General features: G+C 36.5%; 23 protein-coding genes and 2 pseudogenes. 9 read left to right on the forward strand and 16 right to left on the reverse strand.

The features are described 5' to 3' along the window. Window positions 1-14 precede the first annotated feature (14 nt). The 3 genes and pseudogenes from feoB to DKZ56_RS11485 all read right to left on the reverse strand — a co-directional run bounded on the left by feoB (window position 15) and on the right by DKZ56_RS11485 (window position 3,218). On the reverse strand, window positions 15-2,018 hold the full coding sequence (gene feoB, locus DKZ56_RS11475) for a ferrous iron transport protein B (RefSeq protein WP_208650116.1): 2,004 nt from the start codon (window positions 2,016-2,018) through the stop codon (window positions 15-17). A gap of 1 nt (window position 2,019) precedes the next feature. Next, window positions 2,020-2,247, reverse strand: a complete 228-nt coding sequence (locus tag DKZ56_RS11480) for a FeoA family protein (RefSeq protein WP_245989447.1) — start codon at window positions 2,245-2,247, stop codon at window positions 2,020-2,022. 207 nt (window positions 2,248-2,454) lie between these two features. Further along, window positions 2,455-3,218: pseudogene (locus tag DKZ56_RS11485) on the reverse strand (SDR family oxidoreductase). Window positions 3,219-3,430: 212 nt separating this feature from the next. Between DKZ56_RS11485 and DKZ56_RS11490 the strand changes: the two are divergent. Then, window positions 3,431-3,562 carry a YjcZ family sporulation protein gene (locus DKZ56_RS11490; protein ID WP_208650118.1) on the forward strand — a complete coding sequence of 44 codons (132 nt, stop codon included), beginning with the start codon at window positions 3,431-3,433 and terminating at the stop codon, window positions 3,560-3,562. A gap of 230 nt (window positions 3,563-3,792) precedes the next feature. Here the strand turns inward: DKZ56_RS11490 and DKZ56_RS11495 are convergent, their stop codons facing one another. Then, on the reverse strand, window positions 3,793-4,518 hold the full coding sequence (locus tag DKZ56_RS11495; protein WP_208650119.1) for a YqjF family protein: 726 nt from the start codon (window positions 4,516-4,518) through the stop codon (window positions 3,793-3,795). 134 nt (window positions 4,519-4,652) lie between these two features. On the opposite strand from DKZ56_RS11495, the gene DKZ56_RS11500 reads away from it, so the two are divergent. Together DKZ56_RS11500 and DKZ56_RS11505 are read left to right on the forward strand one after the other, a co-directional pair. Further along, a complete protein-coding gene (locus DKZ56_RS11500) occupies window positions 4,653-4,832 on the forward strand; it encodes a small acid-soluble spore protein H (protein WP_208650120.1) in 180 nt (59 codons plus the stop codon). Window positions 4,833-5,005: 173 nt separating this feature from the next. Next, a complete protein-coding gene (locus tag DKZ56_RS11505) occupies window positions 5,006-5,956 on the forward strand; it encodes a TRM11 family SAM-dependent methyltransferase (protein ID WP_245989448.1) in 951 nt (316 codons plus the stop codon). Between the two features lie 341 nt (window positions 5,957-6,297). Here DKZ56_RS11505 and tnpC read toward each other — a convergent pair whose 3' ends face one another. From tnpC to DKZ56_RS11520, 3 genes are all read right to left on the reverse strand, one after another. Continuing rightward, the gene (tnpC, locus tag DKZ56_RS11510) at window positions 6,298-7,875 is read right to left on the reverse strand and encodes an IS66 family transposase (protein WP_208650121.1); all 1,578 of its coding nucleotides are present in this window, start codon (window positions 7,873-7,875) and stop codon (window positions 6,298-6,300) included. A gap of 61 nt (window positions 7,876-7,936) precedes the next feature. After that, entirely contained in the window at window positions 7,937-8,293 is a 357-nt protein-coding gene (tnpB, locus tag DKZ56_RS11515) for an IS66 family insertion sequence element accessory protein TnpB (RefSeq protein WP_145986160.1), read from the reverse strand. A gap of 316 nt (window positions 8,294-8,609) precedes the next feature. Then, window positions 8,610-10,109 carry a methyl-accepting chemotaxis protein gene (locus DKZ56_RS11520; RefSeq protein ID WP_208650122.1) on the reverse strand — a complete coding sequence of 500 codons (1,500 nt, stop codon included), beginning with the start codon at window positions 10,107-10,109 and terminating at the stop codon, window positions 8,610-8,612. Window positions 10,110-10,540: 431 nt separating this feature from the next. Between DKZ56_RS11520 and DKZ56_RS11525 the strand changes: the two genes are divergently transcribed. Next, window positions 10,541-11,077 carry an ECF transporter S component gene (locus DKZ56_RS11525; protein WP_208650123.1) on the forward strand — a complete coding sequence of 179 codons (537 nt, stop codon included), beginning with the start codon at window positions 10,541-10,543 and terminating at the stop codon, window positions 11,075-11,077. Between the two features lie 503 nt (window positions 11,078-11,580). Here DKZ56_RS11525 and tnpA read toward each other — a convergent pair. Together tnpA and DKZ56_RS11535 are read right to left on the reverse strand one after the other, a co-directional pair. Continuing rightward, a complete protein-coding gene (tnpA, locus tag DKZ56_RS11530; protein ID WP_208650124.1) occupies window positions 11,581-11,880 on the reverse strand; it encodes an IS66 family insertion sequence element accessory protein TnpA in 300 nt (99 codons plus the stop codon). An 82-nt stretch (window positions 11,881-11,962) separates the two neighbouring features. Continuing rightward, window positions 11,963-12,415 (reverse strand): annotated as a pseudogene (locus DKZ56_RS11535) (transposase); the annotation flags it as partial. A gap of 71 nt (window positions 12,416-12,486) precedes the next feature. Here DKZ56_RS11535 and DKZ56_RS16000 point away from each other — a divergent pair. Further along, entirely contained in the window at window positions 12,487-12,801 is a 315-nt protein-coding gene (locus DKZ56_RS16000; RefSeq protein WP_208650125.1) for a M48 family metalloprotease, read from the forward strand. Between the two features lie 363 nt (window positions 12,802-13,164). On the opposite strand, the gene DKZ56_RS11545 is transcribed toward DKZ56_RS16000, so the two are convergent. Then, window positions 13,165-13,353 (reverse strand): hypothetical protein, encoded by a 189-nt coding sequence (locus tag DKZ56_RS11545; protein ID WP_080706529.1) that lies wholly within the window; start codon window positions 13,351-13,353, stop codon window positions 13,165-13,167. A gap of 389 nt (window positions 13,354-13,742) precedes the next feature. Here DKZ56_RS11545 and DKZ56_RS11550 point away from each other — a divergent pair, with 389 nt between their 5' ends. Continuing rightward, entirely contained in the window at window positions 13,743-14,879 is a 1,137-nt protein-coding gene (locus DKZ56_RS11550) for a site-specific integrase (RefSeq protein ID WP_208650126.1), read from the forward strand. Window positions 14,880-15,191: 312 nt separating this feature from the next. Here DKZ56_RS11550 and DKZ56_RS11555 read toward each other — a convergent pair whose 3' ends face one another. The 3 genes from DKZ56_RS11555 to DKZ56_RS11565 all read right to left on the reverse strand — a co-directional run bounded on the left by DKZ56_RS11555 (window position 15,192) and on the right by DKZ56_RS11565 (window position 16,863). Continuing rightward, entirely contained in the window at window positions 15,192-15,995 is an 804-nt protein-coding gene (locus DKZ56_RS11555) for an MBL fold metallo-hydrolase (RefSeq protein ID WP_208650127.1), read from the reverse strand. 34 nt (window positions 15,996-16,029) lie between these two features. Then, window positions 16,030-16,278: a hypothetical protein gene (locus tag DKZ56_RS11560; RefSeq protein WP_208650128.1), complete on the reverse strand. Its 249-nt coding sequence runs from the start codon at window positions 16,276-16,278 to the stop codon at window positions 16,030-16,032. A gap of 138 nt (window positions 16,279-16,416) precedes the next feature. Next, complete coding sequence (locus DKZ56_RS11565) at window positions 16,417-16,863, reverse strand: GNAT family N-acetyltransferase (protein WP_208652245.1); 447 nt, start codon at window positions 16,861-16,863, stop codon at window positions 16,417-16,419. A 302-nt stretch (window positions 16,864-17,165) separates the two neighbouring features. Between DKZ56_RS11565 and DKZ56_RS11570 the strand changes: the two genes are divergently transcribed. The 3 genes from DKZ56_RS11570 to DKZ56_RS11580 all read left to right on the forward strand — a co-directional run bounded on the left by DKZ56_RS11570 (window position 17,166) and on the right by DKZ56_RS11580 (window position 19,464). Beyond that, window positions 17,166-17,966, forward strand: a complete 801-nt coding sequence (locus DKZ56_RS11570) for an amino acid ABC transporter substrate-binding protein (protein WP_208650129.1) — start codon at window positions 17,166-17,168, stop codon at window positions 17,964-17,966. A gap of 83 nt (window positions 17,967-18,049) precedes the next feature. Beyond that, the gene (locus tag DKZ56_RS11575; protein WP_208650130.1) at window positions 18,050-18,706 is read left to right on the forward strand and encodes an amino acid ABC transporter permease; all 657 of its coding nucleotides are present in this window, start codon (window positions 18,050-18,052) and stop codon (window positions 18,704-18,706) included. A gap of 11 nt (window positions 18,707-18,717) precedes the next feature. Continuing rightward, on the forward strand, window positions 18,718-19,464 hold the full coding sequence (locus DKZ56_RS11580; protein WP_281275657.1) for an amino acid ABC transporter ATP-binding protein: 747 nt from the start codon (window positions 18,718-18,720) through the stop codon (window positions 19,462-19,464). 31 nt (window positions 19,465-19,495) lie between these two features. Here the strand turns inward: DKZ56_RS11580 and DKZ56_RS11585 are convergent, their stop codons facing one another. The 3 genes from DKZ56_RS11585 to DKZ56_RS11595 form a co-directional block, all read right to left on the reverse strand. Then, complete coding sequence (locus tag DKZ56_RS11585) at window positions 19,496-19,936, reverse strand: hypothetical protein (RefSeq protein WP_208650131.1); 441 nt, start codon at window positions 19,934-19,936, stop codon at window positions 19,496-19,498. A 121-nt stretch (window positions 19,937-20,057) separates the two neighbouring features. After that, window positions 20,058-20,555, reverse strand: a complete 498-nt coding sequence (locus DKZ56_RS11590; protein WP_208650132.1) for a hypothetical protein — start codon at window positions 20,553-20,555, stop codon at window positions 20,058-20,060. A 975-nt stretch (window positions 20,556-21,530) separates the two neighbouring features. Continuing rightward, window positions 21,531-21,668, reverse strand: a complete 138-nt coding sequence (locus DKZ56_RS11595; protein WP_208650133.1) for a hypothetical protein — start codon at window positions 21,666-21,668, stop codon at window positions 21,531-21,533. Window positions 21,669-22,013 lie beyond the last annotated feature (345 nt).

Genomic DNA, 22,013 nt, shown 5'->3' on the forward strand with positions numbered 1-22,013 from the left:
CTGCGTCGTCCTTTCTATTGGCCTATTCCCAACAATCTTCCACCTTGATAAAGGATGAAAGAAATTGTATAGGCAATGACTAGTCCATACAGTATCGAGAAGAACATCCATTTTCTCGTGCCTGTTTCTTTTTGAATCGTTGCAGCCGTCGCCAGACAAGGTACATAAAGCAAAATAAATACCATAAAGCTATATGCGGATAATGGCGTGAATACCCCTGCAAGCAAATGCTGCAAACTTTCCCCATCCGGTACAAAATAAATAACATTCATGGATGACACAACAATTTCTTTTGCAAGGAAACCGGTTATAAGACTTGCTGCCGCTTGCCATGTTCCAAAACCTAATGGGGCAAGAATTGGTGCAATCCACTTGCTGATTAGTGCTAAGAAACTGTCATCTGCTTGTACATTTGTTCCTGCTGGCCCCACATATGTAAGAAGCCAAATCACAACCGTTCCACCTAAAATAAAGGTTCCGGCTTTTTTAACAAATCCTTTTCCTTTATCCCAAGTGCTCCGCATTAATGTACGAAATTGAGGAACCCGATAAGGAGGAAGTTCAACCACAAAAATGGATTCTTCCGTCCGAATAAAGAAAGAAAAAATCTTCGCTAATAAAATGGCCACAACAATGCCAAGAACATATAAAGATAAAACAATCAACGCTTTATGCTGTTCAAAAAAGACGCTGACAAACAAGCTATATACGGTTAGCCGCGCTGAACAGGACATGAGTGGAGTTAATAAAATCGTAAGCAATCTCTCTTTCGGCTGTTCGATGGTTCTGGCGCCCATCACCCCAGGTACATTGCATCCAAAGCCGATAATCAATGGAATAAAGGCTTTCCCGTTTAGACCAACCAATTCCAAAATGCGGTCCATGATAACGGCAATCCGGGACATATAGCCGGAATCTTCCAGAAATGAAATAAAGAAAAATAAAATAAAAATTTGCGGTATGAAAACAAGTACTCCGCCGACTCCCCCAATAATTCCTTCAATGATTAAGCTTTGAATAAAAGGCGAAACATTCAGCGCAACTAAAACTCCTTCAATCCAAGAAGAAAAAGGACCGGATAAAAAAGCATCCAATAGGTCGGATAAAGGTGAACCAAGCCAATCAAAAGTCAATTTAAAAATGATAAACATTAAACTTAGAAAAATAATGACGCCAAATACCCTGTTGGTCACAATGGAATCAATCAATTCCGTAAAACTTTTTTTATTCCTTTTTTCTTCTGTTACGCATTCCGCTAAAACGGATTGAATTAATTGCTGCCGCTTTTTAAACAGCCATTCGCTTATGTTTTTTACTTGATAAGTTTGTTTTATTTTTTCTTCGCAATCTTCAATGAGATAACCAATGACGGATAAATCCATCATCTCGCTTAGTTTATTTTTTACAACAAAATTTCCATCAATTAATTGCAGCGCCAGCCAGCGACGACTAATTTTGCTGTAGCTTGGCAAAAGGCGGATAATATCTTCAATCAATTTTTCAATTTCAGGTCCATAATTGATGGGGATGGATGAAGTCGGCAAATTTTGTCCATCCAAGTGTTCTAATAAATCATCACAGCCGTTGCCAGTTCGAGCAATAATCGGTATCACTGGGACTCCCAGCTTTTTAGAAAGTTTCTCAGCATCAATATGTAGCCCTCTTGCTTCAGCTACATCCATCATGTTTAATCCGATAATGATGGGTGCGCCGAATTCAAGCAGCTGCAAAGTCAACTGTAAATTTCTCAATAACTGTGAAGCATCTACTATATTAATAATCCCGTGAAAAGACCCATTCATTAAATATTCAGTTGCGACGGCTTCATCTTTTGAAAGAGGGTTAATGGTATAAATGCCAGGCAAATCAATTAATTGCCCCTTCTTATTCGATAAATCGCCTACCTTTTTTTCAACCGTCACACCGCTCCAGTTGCCCACATAGGCATAAGAATCGGTTAATATATTGAAGAGGGAGGTTTTTCCTGTATTCGGATTTCCAAAAAGGGCAATTTCCATGTTACACTTCCTCCACTTCAATATAATCCACATCTTTTTTTCGCAAACTAATATATTGTCCACAAACTTCTAAAATATAGGGTCCACCAAAGGGCATTTTTCGAATATACGAAATTTCAACCCCTTCGATGACTCCTAAATCTAATAATCTTTTTTGTACCACTTTGTTTAAATGGGATAAATCGCTTATTCGATACGCTTCCCCTAGATGACCCTCGGATAACTTCAAAATGTTTTCTCCTTCCAAAAACGAAACAATCATATTATTATAAATTCACATATTTTAATGTAAAGTCAATAACAAAAAATAACAAAAGAAGATTTTTTGAATTTTTTCGAGGAGAATCATTAATTTTTTGTATCCGTACTTAAAACAAAAAAGATAGCAAGGAATCTTTCATGCTCCTTACTATCTCTTTCAACTTGTTTGATTTCATTAGAATGCAGAAGTCCATCCTGCATCCGCCACAACTACCGTACCATTGACAAAACTTGCTTCATCGGAGGCTAAGAAGAGGGCTACTTGGGCAATTTCTTCAGGTTGGCCTACACGAGGTATTAATTTATGAGTTAATCCTGAGCGTTCCATCCCGAATTGGCTCTTGTTCGTCATGCTTTTGCTGATAGTTGTTTCTACCGCACCTGGTGCAATACCGTTGACGCGAATGCCTTTTTGCGCATACATAAAACCAGTGTTTTTCGTTAATCCTACAAGGGCATGTTTTGATGTGACATAAGCCGCGCCGGCATGAGCGCCATTCAATCCTCCTGTTGAGATTGTATTAATAATCACACCTTGTTTATTATTGTCTACCCAATAGTTGATAGCTTTGCGCATTGCACGCATAACACCTTTTAAGTTGATATCAAAAACGCGATCCCATTTTTCGTCTGTAATTTCTCCAACAGGTTCAAAGCCGTCCATAATTCCCGCATGTTAGCAAGAATATCAAGGGTGCCGTATTCATTAATGGCTGTTTGAATCATGTTTTCTACATCTTCTAATTTTGATACATCCGCTTTTATTGCAAGGCTTGTGCCGCCGTTTTGAACAATTTCTTCTGAAACCGCTTTCGCACCTTCCAAATGATAATCCGCTATAATGACTTTTGCGCTTTCTTTTGCATATAACTCTGCAATCGTTTTCCCCATCCCTGAAGCTGCACCTGTTACAATCGCCACTTTATCTTGCAATTTCATCATAATCCCTTCAGTTCTTTCATCCTATACCTCTATTTTACTTTTCAAAAAATTGTAATTCAAGGAACATCAATAGAAATTTATGTAAAAATGTTGAAGGAATTTTCTCTTAAATCTATTTACTGTTTCTAAGAAAAACTCTAACAATCAATACAAATGCACAGCCGCTTTTTTCTTTCAATCATACATTATGGTTGAAAGGGGGTGAAAGGATGGGTTACAAATATTGCAACTACGGTTATTCTGGAGGAGGATTCTGCAACAGTTTTGCTTTGCTTGTTGTATTATTTATTTTGTTAATTATCATCGGCTCTAGCTTCGGCAATAAAGGATACTATTGTTAAAAAAGAGTTGGCATCCCACCACCTGACTCCCTAAACGGCACTTTATGGAACGAGAGAAGGAGGCGTCTGAAAAGTCATTTCAAGACGCCCCCTTTGCGGCTTTATAGAGTTTTTGCCGCAGATAAATTGCGACGTCGCGTTTTGTAACCACCGCAGGGAAAGTTTTTAAGAGAATATTACTATAAGAAGTAAGGCTGTTTCCGAAAGTGTTCGACTTTCTGGACAGCCCCTTATTTCGCAGTAACAATAGGCCACAAGCGAACATTGGCATCTTTTGAATATTGGATCAATGGATGGGTTGATTCAGATTGGATATGAAAAGTGGATAAAATACCATTTTCAATTCCCACCAATTCCACCTTATGAATGAACCACGGCTCATGGATAATGTCGCAGCGAATAACTTTCCCTTTTGTGTTTGTTGTATAAAAACAATAGCGTTCCAGCAGCCATTCTTCCAATGTTTCCTTCTTAATAGGAGAAGAAGCAGGTAGAACACGGTATTGGCAAGTGAAAGGCAAAGGGGTGGTTTTACTTTCAAACTGAATCATCTTTTCTGTTTTTTCAAAGGACAAATCCATCGAAATATATGGCAAATGAAATAAATATTTTGCCATCATCGCAGTAAGTTTTTGAGGAAGAGCTAATTTCAAAAAATAAATACCCGGTTTTTCGCCCATTTTTACATACGTTCGTACATTGATTCCAGGAATTCCTCTGCCTAATGGTATGAACGGAAGTCCTCGAACACCTATGGATTTTATGACATATGGAACAATTGTAATCCATGCTTGCCCTTCATAAGTATCCAACTGTATTTTCGGCGGAAGTAAGATTTCAATCTTTTCTTTTTTTACTGGATAATGAAGAAAAAGAATGTCGCTCCAAATTTGTTTCATCATCCATGGCAGTCGATCCGGCAATACCCTTTTATTTGAATCGTAAATCTCCCCCATAATGCTCCTCAATCACTTTCTTTTCTTCATATTCTTTCCAAATGTTGAACAAATTATGAGCCTTTGACGAAAGTATTGTAAAGGTCTATCTGGGCCATAATGATAATAACTTCATTACATTGGAGGGGTGGCAGATGAATATACAACGAGCAAAGGAAATTGCAACATCTGGAGCCATTGCAAACGTTTTATATAATGGCCAACGAATTTATATTCAAAATGTGGACGAACAGAAAGGAACCGCTCGTATCTATCCTTTAGATGACCCGGAAAATGAAAAAGAAGTGCCAGTGGAACAACTATTGGAAAATTAATGTTTCTTGTTTCAAGTAAGAAGTGCGCAAAATGGTTGCGCACTTTTCCTTATATAAACAAAAATCCGCCGCTTGACTTTTCCCTTTTTTCAAATAATGTGTTATATTTAGAAAACATGTAGACGGTCAAAAAGACTGTCTATTTTTATGTTTAATGAAGAAATAAAAGGAAGATGAAAGTGAACCAACCATCAAAATTTATTTATACGTATATACACCATCCTGATGAATATGAATTGCGCCGAATGGAGATGCGCGCATTATTTGGATATGATACGGAAGATAACTACATCATCAGTGAACGATGCATAGACCCAAGCCGCAGTCCATTTATGGAAGACCGATTAGAAGTTTTTTATGAGGCAAATAGCATAGAAGAACTCGAGCAACTCGTTAAAGAGTTAACCATTCATGGAAATACTTACAAAGTGGTTTGCTTGAATAAAATGGATATTGGAAAAACAAAGAAAATCCATCACCCAGAACGGCGGAAAATCGAAAGACAAATTGGACTTTCCATTAATGGAGAACCGGATTTGAACAATCCTTCAATCATTTTTGGATTGCTTAACATCAATGGCCGGTGGTATTTTGGAAAAGCAACGAAAGCCCAATCCATTTGGCGAAAACATTTGCATAAGCCAAGCAGTTATTCGACAGCTCTCAGCACCCGTGTTGCCAGAGCCATTGTGAACATCGCCATTCCCGAACCAACAGGCATTCGAGCTATTGATCCTTGCTGTGGCATTGGTACCGTATTAATTGAGGCATTATCTATGAATGTCGATATTGTAGGCAGAGATATCAGCCCCTTTGTTTGTATGGGCGCAAGAAAAAACATTGCTTACTTTGGCTACGAAACGACCGTCACAAAAGGTTCCATTGCGGATGTAGCGGAACATTATGATGTGGCCATTGTGGATTTGCCTTATAACATTTATTCCCATCTTTCATTGGAGGAAGAATATAATATCATCCGACATGCTCGCCGCATTGCAGACCGGGTTTTATTCGTCGCCATTAAACCGATTGAAGACTTAGTGCAAAAAGCTGGATTTGAAATAAAAGACCACGCTGTAGCAAAAAAATCAAATTTTATCCGACATATTTTATTATGTGAATAAACTTTGTAAAAAGGGACTGGGAAAAATCTAAAAAGAGACTGGGACAAAACCCCCTCTAAAATGGAAACAGCTCATGAAATTTTGGAATGAAAATTCATGAGCTGTTCTTCATTTTTTCAATAAAAAATAAGGACCTCTTCTGTTAAAATTAAGTTACCACCAAAACTAACAGAAAGAAGAGTCCTTATGTTTAAATATTATAACATGAATCAATTAGTTTTACCTCTAGATTTAGAAATAAAATTACAAGAAAATGATATTGCCTTCCATATTCACCATTTAGTTGAAAGTATGTAAGCGTAAAATAATCCCCACCTTTTAATGATAGGGATTAAATACTATTATTGTGATAAGTTATTAAAAACCCGACAATTCAAAGGAATTGTTTTGGACCAAGGAAGTAGTTGATCAAGCTCATCCATATTGCTTATATCCATATTGGGAAGCCTTTCAAATAAGTAGCGAAGATAATAAAATGGATTTAATTTATTCTCTTTTGCTGTCTCCACAATACTGTAAATGATTGAGCTGGCCTTAGCTCCTTTCGGAGTATTGCTAAAAATCCAGTTCTTCCTTCCGATCACAAATGGTTTAATAGATCGTTCACTTCGATTATTATCGATTTCTAAACGTCCATCCTTTAAAAATGCCACGAGTTTTTCCCATTGGTTGAGGCAGTATGTAATGGCTTGACCTAATAGACTCTTTGGTAAAACATTGCTTTTCTCTGTTTTTAGCCATGCTGAAAAAGCCTCCAACAATGGTTGGCTGTGTTTAAGTCGTTTTTTATATCGTTCTTCTGGTGTACATTCTTTCAAATCACGCTCGATGGCAAATAGCTGATTACAGAAATTGAGTCCTTCCCGAGCTGTGACTGCTGAATGACGTTTGGATTCAGGAAGTACGTTTAAAGCCTCATCGAACTTTCTGCGGGCATGAGCCCAACATCCAACTAATGTTACGCCGGATACCTTATGGTATCCGGCGTATCCATCGACATGCAGGTATCCTTTAAACCCTTTTAGGAATTCTTTGGCATGTTCTCCTGCTCTAGTTTCCTGATAGTCATAAAGGACAAGTGGTGGATCCTCTCTTCCAGTCCGATAAAGCCACATGTAAGATTTCGATGTACTTGACCTTCCAGGTTCATGTAAAACCTGAACAGTTGTTTCATCCGCATGTAGAATGTCTTTAGAGAGGAGATGCTCTTTCATTCGTTGATAAATTGGCGCAAGCCATTTTTCGGCACCATAAAGTATCCAATTGGCCATGGTTTGCCTGGATAAGATCACACCTAATCGTTTGAACGGTTGTTCTTGGCGATATAGAGGTAGCCCTTCTACATATTTTTGATTCATCATATATGCCATGCTTGACGGCGAAGCTAAACTTTTTGGATACACAGATTTTTGGGCAGGTGCTGTAACGATTGGTGTCTCTATTTCATTACGCTCACAATGACGGCATCCATAGACATATCGAACGTGTTGTAAAACTTTGACTTGAGCCGGAATAATCACTAATTCTTGTCGTACTTCTGTGCTCATTTCGTGTGTTTTTTCACCGCAACACGAACAGACCTGCTCTTCTTCGGGGAAACGATATTCAATCGTTTCCATAGGCAGGTTTTCAAACGTAGCTTGACGTTGACCACGTTTCTTTTTACGACGATATGTAATTGTTTCAACAGTTGGCTCTTCGGCTTTTACATTAGACTCTACCTCTGCTTCATTGAATAAAGGTAGTTCTAATTGATTAGGATTTGTTTTTTCGTTTGAAGAGCCAAATTTTCGTTTTTGACTAAGACGATACTGTTCTTCATACCATCGTAATTTCGCTGTCAATCCAACAATTTGCTGTTGAAGTTTTTCAATTAATTCAAATGGGTTTTGGTTAGGATTCTTTAAATTTTTCATCATGTAGTAATAATTCGACGGTTTTAGCTATTTTCCTCCAAGGTTTTTGTTAAAAGTAAAAAATTCATATAACTGTTCTAGCCTTTACTTCTGGGTGTGCTTTCTTTTGCTCCATTGGAAGACCATCCAATAACCAGCGTAATTGCCGATAACTAATTTGTATCGTTCCAGTGTCATTTTCATTTGGCCATTGAAATTTTCCTTTTTCCAATCGACGATAATAAAGCCAAAAACCATTATAGTCCCAGTGAAGAATTTTTAATTTATCTCGCTTTCGATTACAGAACACAAAATAACTTGATGAAAAGGGATCTAAATCAAATCCCTCTTTCACCAAAGCAGCTAATCCATCAATGGATTTTCTCAAATCAGTACTTCCTTTTGCCAAGTAAACTCGTTCAGCTCTTGTACCAACTAACATGTTGATTTCAACGTCCTAACCACTTCTGAAAGAAAGGCCGGATCGAAACCAGGTTTTACTTCAATTGAAATCCCACTAATTTCAATCCGTAATGAATTTTCAACTGTTTGTGAATGATCTTCTAGGGTAACGGATGCCCATTTTGTAGACTTTCCTTGATTACCACGGACACCCTTGCTCTTGGCTAACCTCTACTTCTGTCTTCGGGGTTCGGGACTTACACCCTATAGTTCATGTACATGCCGGGCGCACAAAAAAGAACGACTTCCAATCTCGGAAATCGTTCATTTTCATATAGCCAACTCCATGACTTTTCCTATTTAGTCATGGCAATCAGCTCATCGTTTAATTGACGAAGTTTGGCTGTCGCATCCACAATGGCTTCTAATAATTTATTTTCTTCGTAAATGGAGTTGACAATTTCTTCTGTTTCGGCGCTGTTTTGTTCGGACATTTCGGATAACTTATTTACTTCCCTCAATAGTTTTTCAAATTGACTGTTTACCTTTTCAATGGCAAACACGCTTTCTTTCATATTTGTATTGGAAATATCACTCGACTGTTTAACTTGATAAAAGACATCCACGATTTCTCGCAATAGATTTTGACCTTCAATGGTTACAGTTTGACCATGCAGTGATTGCTCTTGGGCTGCAGATGATTTGGCGAATAAATCCGATGTTACTTCTGTAATTTTTGAGGCCGCTTGCGCACTTTCCTCCGCCAACTTCCGAACCTCTTCTGCTACCACTGCAAAGCCTTTTCCATGTTCTCCTGCTCGGGCTGCTTCAATGGCTGCATTCAATGCCAACAAGTTTGTTTGATCAGCAATGTTTTTAATGCTATTTAATAATTCATTCACCGTTTGCAAACTATGCTGCAACTCATCCATGGTATGTACGGTCATATTCATTGAATTGCTTAATACATTCATATGTTTCGATACTTCTTCCACATTTTGTGCATTTTTGGAGAGCTGTTCATTCACAGTTTGAGAAAGCTGCATCGCCTCTTGAGATAAATGAACGGCTTGTGATAGTTCAGATTGGGAATTCTGCATAACCTCATTCATTTGGAAAATGGAATCTGTCTCGTGTTGAATTGATACGGCAATTTGTTGGGCAGAGTTCAAAATCGTCTCACTTACTGCTTTTAAAGAATCAGAAGTATTTTTTACGTCATGAGTTTGTGTACCTAACGATTGCGCACTTTGTTCAATTTTTAGAATGATTTCTTTCGATTCTTGAAGTAATCTTGTAGCTTCTTCTGCACGTTTCTGCGATTCAGCAATTAATTGGCCACCCCATGTATTTAATTGATTCAACATAAATAGAATTAACGTGTAAGTAAAGAATAGGACAATAAAATAAGAGAACGAGTAGTCCTCACCTAAGATGTTTTGTGGAGCTATGATATACAGCGAGATAATGTAAAAATGGACGAACATCCCATAGATCATTAATATTTTTCTATCAAAATAAACGGCTGCCATAATAATCGTTGTAAACAATAAATAATGTTTATTGATTGCAAATCCATCGATGATGAATAAGCTATAAATAACTGTCCCTGGCAATGCCGAAAATAATACCGCCTTCAATACATAAGGAAGTTTGAGAAAATAATTTAATAGAACACACCCAACTACCACAAGGCCCGACGCAATATAGATGAACGATTCGTCTAATCCTTTAATAATGGTATATGAAATACTGATTAATATCACAATTAAACAGGTAATCATAAAGTTTAATTTATGGACCTTTTGAACGTCAAAAATTGTATTTCTGTTTTCCTGAAGTTGTTTTTCTTCCATATATGTATCACCATCTTAATTGTTGTTTTATAATCCACTAACTATGTATGAGTTATGGACTAGTAATTATTACAAAACAACGCATTAAAAATTGATTAGATTCCATTGTGGATGAGTTACAGTTTCTGACAATAAACCACAACAAAAGAATTAATACTCCTTATTCATTTATTATATCTGATTCTAATGGAAAAATGTTCTGTATTTTTCAAGTTATACAAAAATTAAAACGAAAGTATCCTCGTTTAGGGAGGATGTTGGAGGAATTTTGTACTATAACTGCTTGTCTCTTTGGAATAGTTTCATCCCCATTATCTATTAACAATGTGACTCATCACCTGACTATATAAATTTTTGCATTTCTGAATGTTTCAGCATTGTCACTTTAGTGATAATTTTTAGAATATAAAAAAATATAAGGAGGGCACTCAATGCAGCAAAACCCATCAAGGAAAATCACAACTATCCGTTTGACAACTTGTGCTATGTTTATGGCCATGATTGTAGCCCTTAGCTCTTTTGGAGTCCCTGTTCCTGGAGGACATCTGTATTTCGTTGATATTGCGATTGTTCTGGCAGCCATTTTACTAAACCCTGTTGAAGCTTTCATTGTGGCAGGTTTTGGTTCATTTTTAGGGGATTTTCTTTTTTATCCGCCTCCAATGTTTGTTTCCCTTGTTACTCACGGGCTACAAGCTTTGGTAATCTCAATCTTTTCCCATAAGGTGATGAAAAGCAAGCCAATTCTTGCTTCAGGATTAGGGGTAGCCATTGGTGTCATCATCATGGTTACAGGCTATACCCTTGGAAAAATCTATGTATACGCTACTTTAGAATACGCCATTCTGAAACTTCCATATGAAATCGCTCAAGGAGCAATCGGTGCTATATTAGGGATGATTTTATGCTGGAAATGCGGAATTCATAAACTGTATGACAAAATGATTCTTAGTAGAAATTCATTATAAGCAGTCACGGCGATGGATATTTTATGTCAGAATAAAAGAAGGGATTTTGCTCTACAGTTAAGGCAAAATCCCTTTTTTATGCTTTCCACACTCTGATTGACTTCCAATCCTTTTTGTTAAGTCATTGTAAAAATGATAAAATAAAAAGATGCACTCTTTAGTTCTACTTTAATGAATTTTTAGAAATCAGTTTTTCTTATTTTTTCAATTGTCTTAACCATATATTCATATTCTTCAATTTACTGTATAATTCACAAATGTTCATAAAAAGGTGTTCAGTAAAACCGAAGCCAATAGTTAAAAGCAAATTAAATTTTTCCTTTATATAAAGCTTTTCTCCTTAGTTAATAACTACTTTTGCAAGTTACCATCAAGTTAAAATACAAAATATCATTGTATTTCTAATAACTTTTTCAACTGCTTTTGCAAGTTAAAAGCAAATTAAATTTTTCCTTTATATAAAGCTTTTCTCCTTAGTTAATAACTACTTTTGCAAGTTATCATCAAGTTAAAATACAAAATATCATTGTATTTCTAATAACTTTTTCAACAATTGAAATCCCACTAATTTCAATCCGTAATGAATTTTCAACTGTTTGTGAATGATCTTCTAGGGTAACGGATGCCCATTTTGTAGACTTTCCTTGATTTTTTATTGGATTTTCAATTTTTCTTAACCAGTATTTAAACTGGTGAATACTCCATTGATTTTCCTTGCACCAGTTTACTTGAGTTTGACCGCTTTTACGATAGTCAGCGATTCGTTGTTCCCAAACCTTTCGTAATTCAGGATTCTTAGGCATAAAAAAACCTCCTTCAATTTCATCTTGAGGAGATTATCTCATGAAATTAGCACATCAAGAAGGTGTGCAAGATTTGACGCTTACCTTTAAACCAGTGATATCGGGTGGACACTCCCCACTTTGCCTGTGAATCGTAAAGACTGCTTCGAAGGGCCGTACTGTCGATCAGCACAATTTTGGGATACCGTACTTCTAGATCTTTAAGCACCTGTGCATGAAAAACAGGAAATCCTTGTTCCCGGAACCACTTCGCCGCGCGGGAAAACGTAGACAGATGAGGGACTTCACCAAGCCCACAAGCCCGTTGAAAACAGCGAAAACGCTGTAGGACGCGTACTAATTTTCGCAAGGAATCAATAGCAAAATAGGTTTTCAAAAAGAAACATTTCAACAACGATTTTTTCGACACTGGCGGCCTTCCTGTCACATACGGTGTTTCTGGTAACGACAGAGAGTCAATATATCGAAATAAGGATGCTAAAAGTGGATCGATTTCATAAGACCATGCATGTTCGCTGTTCAAATTGGAAATCATGATAGTGTCCACCCCTTGGAGAGTTGTTTTTTGGTCACTGTATATGATTTCCAAGGTGGTGGATTTTTTATGTGCATTTATGCATTCGTTATGCGTTTTGCAACACGTTCTTATTAACTATATCGCCTTACTTAATTTCACTAACATCTTTATTTACAACTTTAATAATTTCATTAATCCTTTATGTTTCTTCGTTTACTCTACACTTTGTTTTTTCACAGCGGCGCGAATTATCTGCTGATCGATTCGCAAGTTCATTTGTCGGAAAAGAATGTGCAAAGGAAACTCTTAGTATTCTGCAAGAACAGAAACTTGTCCCTGAAAAAAGTTATAGCTTGTTTGAAACTCACCCTAGTATTAAGAAGAGGATAGAAAATATTAGTTAGCACGTACCCTTTATAAAACATTTTGGCTAATCGCATTATGTAGTAAAAAGTATGTCTCAAAAAAGCTATTGAAATAACAAGTGCGCAGTAGACACACGCTGTGCAGTAAAAATGTTGTTATTAGTAAAATAGCGTCAGACTGTAGACAAAGTCGATTTTTTCGACTTTGTCTACTATTTTTGTTTTGGATCAAATACCTAGAAATTAAGCTGTAATTTTAAAAATCCTTTAATATCAGTGTTTGTTGAGGTATTCCAGATTAAGAAATTCTTTTGAAAATATAAAAAGAGCATCAGACTAAACTAATTTTCTGCTCGAAAATTAGTTTGTCGACACTCTGTAGCGTTGCTCAATAAAGCAACGCTAATTACTAACATTTCTAATTAACTTAACAGCATTTGCTACGATTCCTATAAGTCCAGTAATTGCGAAAATATATGCAACGAATAAAGGAATAACTGATAAATCCTTAGTTAAGATTCTATATGTACCCAGTGCAAAGATTAACAAACTACTCAAAAGTACTAAAAATAAACGTACTTTATTATCCAAGTCTATCAACTCCTAAAAATTGTTCTATACAAATGTTAACATACTTAGGTCTGTTATTTAACATACTTTATGTATATTCAAAGAAAACAAAATATTTGATGAACAGTACGAAAAAATAGTGTAACAAAACACTAGAAGATACTAAACCTAAATTGTATTCCACCAGATGATCCGAATACCCCTTTTTTAATAAGTTAAATCCACACTTGTAATATTAGTTATACGGATGTATAGATATATCCCGTTACAAGACCGGAATGTATGCTTTTTCATATTAGTGGATACCCACCTTTTATAGTTTAACGCTTCCCTAAAAAGTATTATTTTGATAGTATTTACTTAGCCACATACTGCACACTATTCCAGTTTCAAACTAGGAATGGGGTGTAATGATGGACTTTGACAAGCTAATCAAGGAAAAGAAAAAAGGATTTTATTTTCGAATCGATATTGAAAAAGACCCGTTCACCGGTAAGAGAAAGCAAGCAAGTTTCGGACCGTTTCGTACAAAGACTGAAGCGAAGAAAGAACTTCTTAAAATTAAAGCCCAAGTCGATGATGGAAGTTATTTTAAAGAAAGTACAGAAGATTTTTCAATGTTCATGGAGCGGTGGTTTAACACCTCTTACAAAAGAACAGTAGAAATAACTACCGCCAAAAGCAGAGAATATGTAATCAGAAATCATATTATGAAGTATTTCCAACATAAAAAAATTAATGAAATTACAACATTTGATATTGACAGTTTTTATGTAGACAAGTTAGACAACGGGTATTCAGGTGCATATATCCGACAAATGCATAATTTGCTCAATCAAGCATTTGAGCAAGCGGTAAAATGGTCATTGGTTAAAGTGAACCCTGTAAAGAATGCTAAACCACCCAAAGTGAAAAGTGAAGAAAAAATAACATGGACAGTAGATGAGGTAAATCGATTTCTGAATCTGATTAAAAATAGCTCTATGGAGATTCCTTACCTTCTTGCGATTTTCACAGGAATGCGACGTGGAGAAGTTTTAGGACTAAAATGGGATGACGTGGATTTTGAGAATAAGAAAATCCGCATCAAGCGCAGCTTATGCTTTGTCTCAGGTAAAGGATTAATTTTTAAAGAGCCTAAAACAAAAAAATCGAAAAGACAAATTTCAATTTCTCAACATGTTGTAAATGTATTAAAGAAACATAAACAAGAACAAGAGTTTCAAAAGGAGAAATTGGGTGTTCAATACCAAGATAACAATTTAATTGTCTGCACTGACGACGGAAAACCTCTCGATCCACGAAACTTGTTACGACAATTTTATCGCTTGATCGAAGCAGCAAATGTACCGCGTATAAGCTTCCATGATTTGCGGCATACACATGCAACCATCTTAATGCAGCAAGGCGAAAATCCAAAAGTGGTTAGCGAGCGGTTGGGACATTCTCGCGTCGGTATAACTTTAGATTTATACTCACACGTCAGCGATGATTTACAAGAGCAAGCGGCAGAGAAATTTGAAAATGCCCTGTTAAAACAGAGTTAAAATCCTTTAGTTGACTAAAGGTGCAAGTTTTGTGCAAGTTTTTAAATCACGGAGATTGCAATACAATTGCTAATAAAACGAAAAAGCTTGAAACCCTCGATACGCAAGGATTTCAAGCCTCTCACCTTAGTGATTCCGACTGGGCTCGAACCAGCGACCTCCACCCTGTCAAATGGGTTTCAAAAAGAAATAGAAAAAGGTTCTGTGGTTGAAAGGAATTTGGTAAATTCACAACTGAAAAGGTGCATTTTAAAAATAAAAAGAATCCAAGAATCACCGTTTTTCCAGTTTTCTTGGATTCTTATTTTACGATCAATTGGATAAAATCGATGTGATAATATGTTTCGAATGCCATTCACCACCTGAAACCGTGGCTAATTGATATTTCCTAGGAAACAATAGTTGATGAATTTCATCTGCTGAAAAACCCTCTTTTGATAAACGCTTTACTTTATCCGTCAATTCAAGCAAATAATCCAATTTAAGCCGAAATGCCTTTTTTCCATCTTTTATATATCCCGCATGGCAGCAAAACATCTCACCAAAATCCAACTGCAATACTTTTTCGATTGATTGAATGATTTGCGGGATGCTTTCATCGCGCAAAATCAATTTCGTTTTTGGCGTTACAAATAAGTCGCCGGAATAGAGCTGCCCTGTTGATTCATTTAAAAAGGACACGTGGTCTTGGGCATGGCCCGGTGTTTCAATGACGCGCCATTTATACTTCCGGGACTCAAAGGTTTCTTCGTGCGGAATAGCTTCATAAGGTGGCCGAATTCCCCAGAAAAACTTTCGGTATAACTTATAATCCGCTTTTCGTTTGCTTTTTTCAATAGACATTGCATTTAGATAGATTGGCAGACCTTTTTCGTTCAAATATTTCGCACATCCGTCATGATCCTCATGGGCATGGGTGATGACGACCCGGTCAATGGACAAGCGATTAAAAAAATTCAAAAACTCCTTTTTCATCGAATGGGCGCCGCAGTCAATAAGTACGCCATCTTGATAAAAGGAATAAACATTTAAATGGACTTTAGAAAATACATTTTTCCCTTCAAAAAGAATTACATCCCCTTGCTTTGTTTCATAAAAACTTTGCTTTAATAACATTCCGACACCCCCAATTTGCGAAAAAATTTCCCCATCACTCAATTTCTTGAATAAATCGCACTTCATCATACCCGCATTCCGAACACGTCATCAAATGAGGACAAATTTGATCTGTTGCCGTATTCGGGTATCCATCGCCCATCTTTACGGTTTCCTCATCATTGTAGTGGCAATATGGATCTAAATAATCGGATACTTTCCCGGAATCATCCAATTTTTTATTGCAATGCGGACAAAAGACTTCTATTTCAACCAAAGAATTGCAAAGCGGACATTGTGCCATGATTCTTCACCTCAGAAACATTATTCACCATTATAGAAAAAAGCATTCCTTCAAGGGTAAGAATGCAATGGCACAATGAATCTTAAGCCCAAAAAATAGTATACCGAATGGTTAAAATATATTTTACTGAATGATTCATCATTCAGTCAATGAATCCAAATTTTTCACCATTCCATTATGAGGAATTCCTTCTTCATAAAATACTTCTGATTGAACCTGATATCCCAGCTGCTCATAAAAAGTATTGGCATGGGTTTGGGAATGCAATTTTACTTTGGAAACCCCTTTTTCTTTTGCAATTTTTTCTAACTCTTGAACAATGACTTTGCCAATGCCCAACTGGCGATAAGGTTTTAATACACATATCCGCTCTAATTTGCCAACCCCATCAATAAATCGTATTCTTCCTGTTCCAACTGGTTGTTGATTAGAAAGAATTAAAAGATGCTTGCATGGGGCATCCAGAGAATCATATTCATCAATCTCGTTCTCCTCAGGCACTCCCTGCTCTTTTACAAACACTTCTTTCCGAATAGCAAAAGCTTTTTGTAATTCCTCTTCCGTAGTGATACGAACAGCTTCTATCATCTTTTCATCCCTTTCTACCATTTTATGCGTGAATTATTAAACTTTTTATTATTGTACTTTTTTCTCCAAGTTTTTGAAAACTTCTTTGTAAAAAAATCTAATTTAACTTAGCTTTTTGTTAGTTTATCAAATTTTTTGTCTAGACAATGTCCAAGATGACGGTTACTATAGAAGACGGAGAGTTCGGAAAAACTAAAGTTGAGTATTATAAAAAACACGAAAGATTTCGTGTTGCATTTTTTGCTAATACACTTTAGTTTACTAAATTATTAGATTACTAATATTGAGGAGAGTATGATATGAAGCGCAAATTTACTCTATTATTCTTACTAGCAATGGTTGTCATGGTTCTAGCTGCATGCGGTTCATCCTCTGATGATGAATCAAGCAAATCAAAAGATGAAGGAAAAGAAAAAGAAAAATTAATCATTGGTATTGATGACCATTTTGCACCAATGGGATTCCGCGATGAAAATAACGAAATCGTAGGCTTTGATATTGACATGGCCCGCGCCGCTGCTGAAAAAATGGGCGTGGAAGTAGAATTCCAGCCAATTGATTGGTCTACAAAAGAAAGCGAATTATCCAGTGGACGGATCGATTTAATTTGGAACGGTTACACAATTACGGAAGAGCGTAAAGAAAAAGTATTATTCACAAAACCATACTTAGAAAACGCCCAAGTGCTTGTAACACTAGCAGATTCTCCTATTACAAAAATCGATGAACTTGCTGGCAAACAAGTAGGAGTTCAAGCATTATCCTCTGCTTTAGATGCATTAAATAAACATCCAATCAGCAAAGAGGTAAAATTAAGCGAATATAAAGATAATGTGCTTGCATTGCAAGATTTGAAAAATGGCCGTGTGGATGCAGTCGTAATTGACAAAGTTGTAATCGAATATTACATGACACAAGAAACAGATACATTTAAAATCTTGGAGGAAGAACTTGCTCCAGAACAATATGGTGTAGGTGTGAAAAAAGGAAACGAAGCATTGCTTGAAAAATTGCAAGCGGCTTTAGATGAAATGAATGAAGACGGCACTGCCGCTGAAATTTCTGAGAAATGGTTCGGTGAAGATAGAGTTTTAAAATAATTTTATGATAAAATAAGTCGTCCATTATTTTCGATAAGAGTTTCCATGTGATATGGAACTCTTATTTTTTGGGAGGAAACATCATGCTTGATTATTGGAATCGGATTATTTGGCCGATGCTTGAAGGAGCTCAAATGACCGTTTTGCTCTTCTTCATCGCCATACTCATTTCAATTCCATTAGGATTTTTGCTGACTCTAGCTGTGCGAAGCCGCTTTAAGCTGCTCGCCTGGCTAGCCCAACTGTATATCACCGTTATGCGCGGCACCCCTCTCCTCTTGCAGCTTTTATTAATCTGCTTTGGATTGCCGATGATTCCAGGGATAGGAGAATATTTAGTATTTGATCGCTTCGTCGCTGCCTGCATTGGATTTGTCTTAAACTATGCTGCCTATTTTGCTGAAATTTTCCGCGGCGGCCTTCTTTCGATCGATAAAGGACAATATGAAGCGGCAAAAGTGCTCGGTTTAACCAAATGGCAAACAACAACGCGCGTCATTTTACCCCAAATGTTTCGCGTTGCACTGCCTGCTGTAGCCAATGAATCCATTACTCTCATTAAAGATACAGCTTTGCTCTACGCAGTGGCGGTGCCTGAACTATTGCACTTTGCCCAAACAGCCGTTAACCGTGAATTCACTATTGCCCCTTACTTTATTGCAGGGCTAATCTACTTGGCAATGACACTCATATTGACCGTGTTCTTTAAATGGTTAGAGCGTCGATACAAATACGAATAGAGGTGAAAAAATTGGCGCTGATTGAAGTAGAAAATTTAAAGAAATCCTTCGGGAAACAAGAAATATTAAAATCCATTACATTTTCAGTCGATCGAAAAGAAGTGGTGGCAATCATTGGACCATCCGGCTCAGGAAAAAGTACGTTGCTTAGAAGTTTAATTTATTTAGAGGAAATTGATGACGGAAGTATTTGTATCGACGGAGCATATTTAGCCAAAAACGGCCATTATCCTAAACAAGACGATATCCGTAATATTACTGGTAAAATGGGAATGGTGTTTCAACATTTTAATTTATTCCCGCATTTAACTGTGAAGGAAAATTTAGTGCTAGCACCAAAACTTCGGAAAACCGAGTCGATGGTCGACATTGAAAAAAGATGCATGGATTTACTCGGGAAAGTTGGTCTATCCGATAAAGCAAATGCCTATCCAAGCAATCTTTCAGGGGGACAAAAACAGCGGGTGGCGATTGCCCGTGCCCTTATGTTAAATCCGCAAATCCTCCTTTTTGATGAACCAACTTCTGCCCTTGACCCAGAATTAACGGGAGAAGTATTAAAGGTGATGAAAGATTTAGCGGAAGAACATATGACGATGATTGTTGTTACCCATGAAATGGGCTTTGCTAGAGAAGTGGCAAACCGCGTTATTTTTATGGATGGCGGAGAAATTATCGAGGAAAATGAACCGACACAATTCTTCCTTCATCCTCAACATGAGCGGACGAAAGCATTTTTAAATAAAAACTGGAAATAACAAGGTCGTCTTTCTTCAGACGACCTTGTTTTTATTCAATCTCCACAGTATCGTTAAACAAAATTCCGAAATAGCGATACTTTATATGTACATTATGAATCCCTTCATCATAGCTTACAATAAGACGATAACCCGTTCCCTTTTCTTCAGGATTTGTTCCTTTTGAAATGGAAATATTTTCAATACCTTCTAAATTTTCTGCTTCTCCCCTACCCTCCGTCAAAGCAGCTAAATCTTTCTGTTGGTTGCTTACTTGGATTTTCACATCTTTTGGATTTGCATTATTATTAATTCTCACACTCGTCACTTTTAAATCTTTCAATCCTTTATTTCCTATTTCAATCACTACCGAACGATTGTCTTCACTTTTTTCAATCGTTCCGGTTACCAATGGAGGAGCTGCTTTTAAATAAATAAAAAATCCTCCTATAAAAAGCACCAATAACAACACAACTGACAGTAACTTTTTCAATGCAATCATCCCTTTGAAATCATCATTCTATGCGGCATACCACTTTCAGTTTATCCTACCTTCTAATCAAATTGTTGAATGGAAAGTTAAAACTCTGTGAAATCTAAATGCCAAAATCATGTCAATCTATAAATAAGACCGTTTCCCCAATATTAAATTCGTCCCGCATCTCCTTGCCATCTTCTTCCCATGTCACAGTAAATACCCCATCATTTAACAAATCAACCAGTTCATCTTCAGACACTTCCCCCATATAAAGAACAATATCTTGCTTCACGATATATTCATTGTGGTCGATATCATCATATTCTGTATCTTCCCCCACCCAGTACACATCGGAAGTCAATAACTCTTTAAATGATTTCGGCATTTCTGTTCGTATATTCTCAGCATTCGAATATTTAAATTTAAATGTAAAAAGCAAATTGCGGAAATTTTGTTGTTCCGGATGTTCTACATATTCCAATGCTCCGAGAGATTGGTAAGTTTCATCATCAATCGGCTTTATTTCGGTACGAATTTCCATAGACGGATGAACCATTAAATATATAAACCCTGCGCAAAAAAAGATAAGAAAAAGCAGCAAAGTGACAATTAATCCAATGACCTTTCTTTTCACTTGCCAACCCCCTTTCATACACTTGCTCACGAACCGCAAAGGTGGTAAATATTTATAATATTCTCGATACATTTGTTTTTTCCTCTATACTGTTCATCATTAGTATTCCAAGGGTTCAACGATTTACTCGCTGTTTGTAAAAAATTGATTGGAGTGACAGGGCGAGTTCCTGTCGCGCACGCTTAGTCATAAAGCAAAGCTTTCCTGCGACGAGCCCTCTCGAGACCACGAGGAGCGAAGGAATGAATCAGAGGAGGGCCTGCGGAAAGCGTCCCCGGAACGGAAATCAATTTTTAATAACATATCAAAAAAACATCATTTTCTCTTTGGAGAAAATGATGTTTTTTTAGATTTGTCCCAACCTCTTTTTTACTTATATTACTTTACATAGGTAAAGAATACTTCTTTCAGCAATCCATCATTACGAAGTATTAATGTATGAATTTGAGGACAATTATGTAAGACAAAATGGCGAATACGAATTTTTTCAAAACTAAATCGATAAATTGAAAACATTGTCGTTATAGAAATCGTTAATACTATCGTAATGGGGCTGCTTAAGAAATATTCTTTACGCTATTAATTAAATTATCCACTATATTTTAAATTTTTAAAATACGGAAAGCAAAAATGAAGATTTTTGCGTCATAATCATTTCATACTTTGGGCTTACTAAGCGAATTTTGCAATATTAGAATTTTTTATAATAAATAGTAAAATAGTTTCGTTTTTTTAGAAGTTTATGACAATTCAGTTTCTGGCACATCGGCTTCTTTATATTTGCGTCCATATTATTAATATTCGATTTTATTCTAACGAAATCCTTCATTATTCTGGTATAAAAAAAATTGATTATATTCATTCAATCAGCAAATTATGGATTACTCTAAATTTCTTTGCAAAAAGGAATAATAGAAAGTCCACCCCCAATCAGGAATTTTTTCATTCCAATTGGGGGTTCATTGAAACTGCTAATTACGATTTGTCATTTGTTTTCCGGTTTCGAATGTTGGCTACATGATGGTCAAATTCTCTCGCCAACTCTTCCGCTCTTTTTCTTCGATTTAATTTTTGGCTTCCTTTGTTAAAGTTCATTTTATGTTTCCTTTTCATCCTTTTCACCTCCGTTGTCTTAGTTTGTACAACTTTGGTGAAAAAGCTTATACCACTATTATAGAAAATCAGCATTTAATGGATAATAAAAACGGAGGAAATGAGCTTCACCCTTTACAAACGTGCATTTCATTCAACTTGCCAGAGGCTGGGACATAAACAAAAAATGAAAGGGGCAGTTGAAAGAGTTTTGATAAACAATTGATATAACGAAAAATTGATTGAAGTGACGGGGCAAATTTCTGTCGCGCACGCTTAGTCACAAAGCGGAGCAAGCTCAAGGAAGTAAATTCAAAGCTTTCCTGCGACGAGCCCTCTCGAGACCACGAGGAGCGAAGCAATGAC

The organism is Ureibacillus thermophilus (assembly GCF_004331915.1).
GTDB classification, from domain to species: Bacteria; Bacillota; Bacilli; order Bacillales_A; family Planococcaceae; genus Ureibacillus; species Ureibacillus thermophilus.

Bases quoted from the DNA above. Each gene is read 5' to 3' on its own strand.
- feoB (WP_208650116.1), bottom strand. From the start codon at position 2,018: ATGGAAATTGCCCTTTTTGGAAATCCGAATACAGGAAAAACCTCCCTC.
- DKZ56_RS11490 (WP_208650118.1), top strand. From the start codon at position 3,431: ATGGGTTACAAATATTGCAACTACGGTTATTCTGGAGGAGGATTCTGC.
- DKZ56_RS11495 (WP_208650119.1), bottom strand. From the start codon at position 4,518: ATGGGGGAGATTTACGATTCAAATAAAAGGGTATTGCCGGATCGACTG.
- DKZ56_RS11500 (WP_208650120.1), top strand. From the start codon at position 4,653: ATGAATATACAACGAGCAAAGGAAATTGCAACATCTGGAGCCATTGCA.
- DKZ56_RS11505 (WP_245989448.1), top strand. From the start codon at position 5,006: ATGAAAGTGAACCAACCATCAAAATTTATTTATACGTATATACACCAT.
- tnpC (WP_208650121.1), bottom strand. From the start codon at position 7,875: ATGATGAAAAATTTAAAGAATCCTAACCAAAACCCATTTGAATTAATT.
- tnpB (WP_145986160.1), bottom strand. From the start codon at position 8,293: ATGTTAGTTGGTACAAGAGCTGAACGAGTTTACTTGGCAAAAGGAAGT.
- DKZ56_RS11520 (WP_208650122.1), bottom strand. From the start codon at position 10,109: ATGGAAGAAAAACAACTTCAGGAAAACAGAAATACAATTTTTGACGTT.
- DKZ56_RS11525 (WP_208650123.1), top strand. From the start codon at position 10,541: ATGCAGCAAAACCCATCAAGGAAAATCACAACTATCCGTTTGACAACT.
- tnpA (WP_208650124.1), bottom strand. From the start codon at position 11,880: ATGCCTAAGAATCCTGAATTACGAAAGGTTTGGGAACAACGAATCGCT.
- DKZ56_RS11550 (WP_208650126.1), top strand. From the start codon at position 13,743: ATGATGGACTTTGACAAGCTAATCAAGGAAAAGAAAAAAGGATTTTAT.
- DKZ56_RS11555 (WP_208650127.1), bottom strand. From the start codon at position 15,995: ATGTTATTAAAGCAAAGTTTTTATGAAACAAAGCAAGGGGATGTAATT.
- DKZ56_RS11560 (WP_208650128.1), bottom strand. From the start codon at position 16,278: ATGGCACAATGTCCGCTTTGCAATTCTTTGGTTGAAATAGAAGTCTTT.
- DKZ56_RS11570 (WP_208650129.1), top strand. From the start codon at position 17,166: ATGAAGCGCAAATTTACTCTATTATTCTTACTAGCAATGGTTGTCATG.
- DKZ56_RS11575 (WP_208650130.1), top strand. From the start codon at position 18,050: ATGCTTGATTATTGGAATCGGATTATTTGGCCGATGCTTGAAGGAGCT.
- DKZ56_RS11595 (WP_208650133.1), bottom strand. From the start codon at position 21,668: ATGAAAAGGAAACATAAAATGAACTTTAACAAAGGAAGCCAAAAATTA.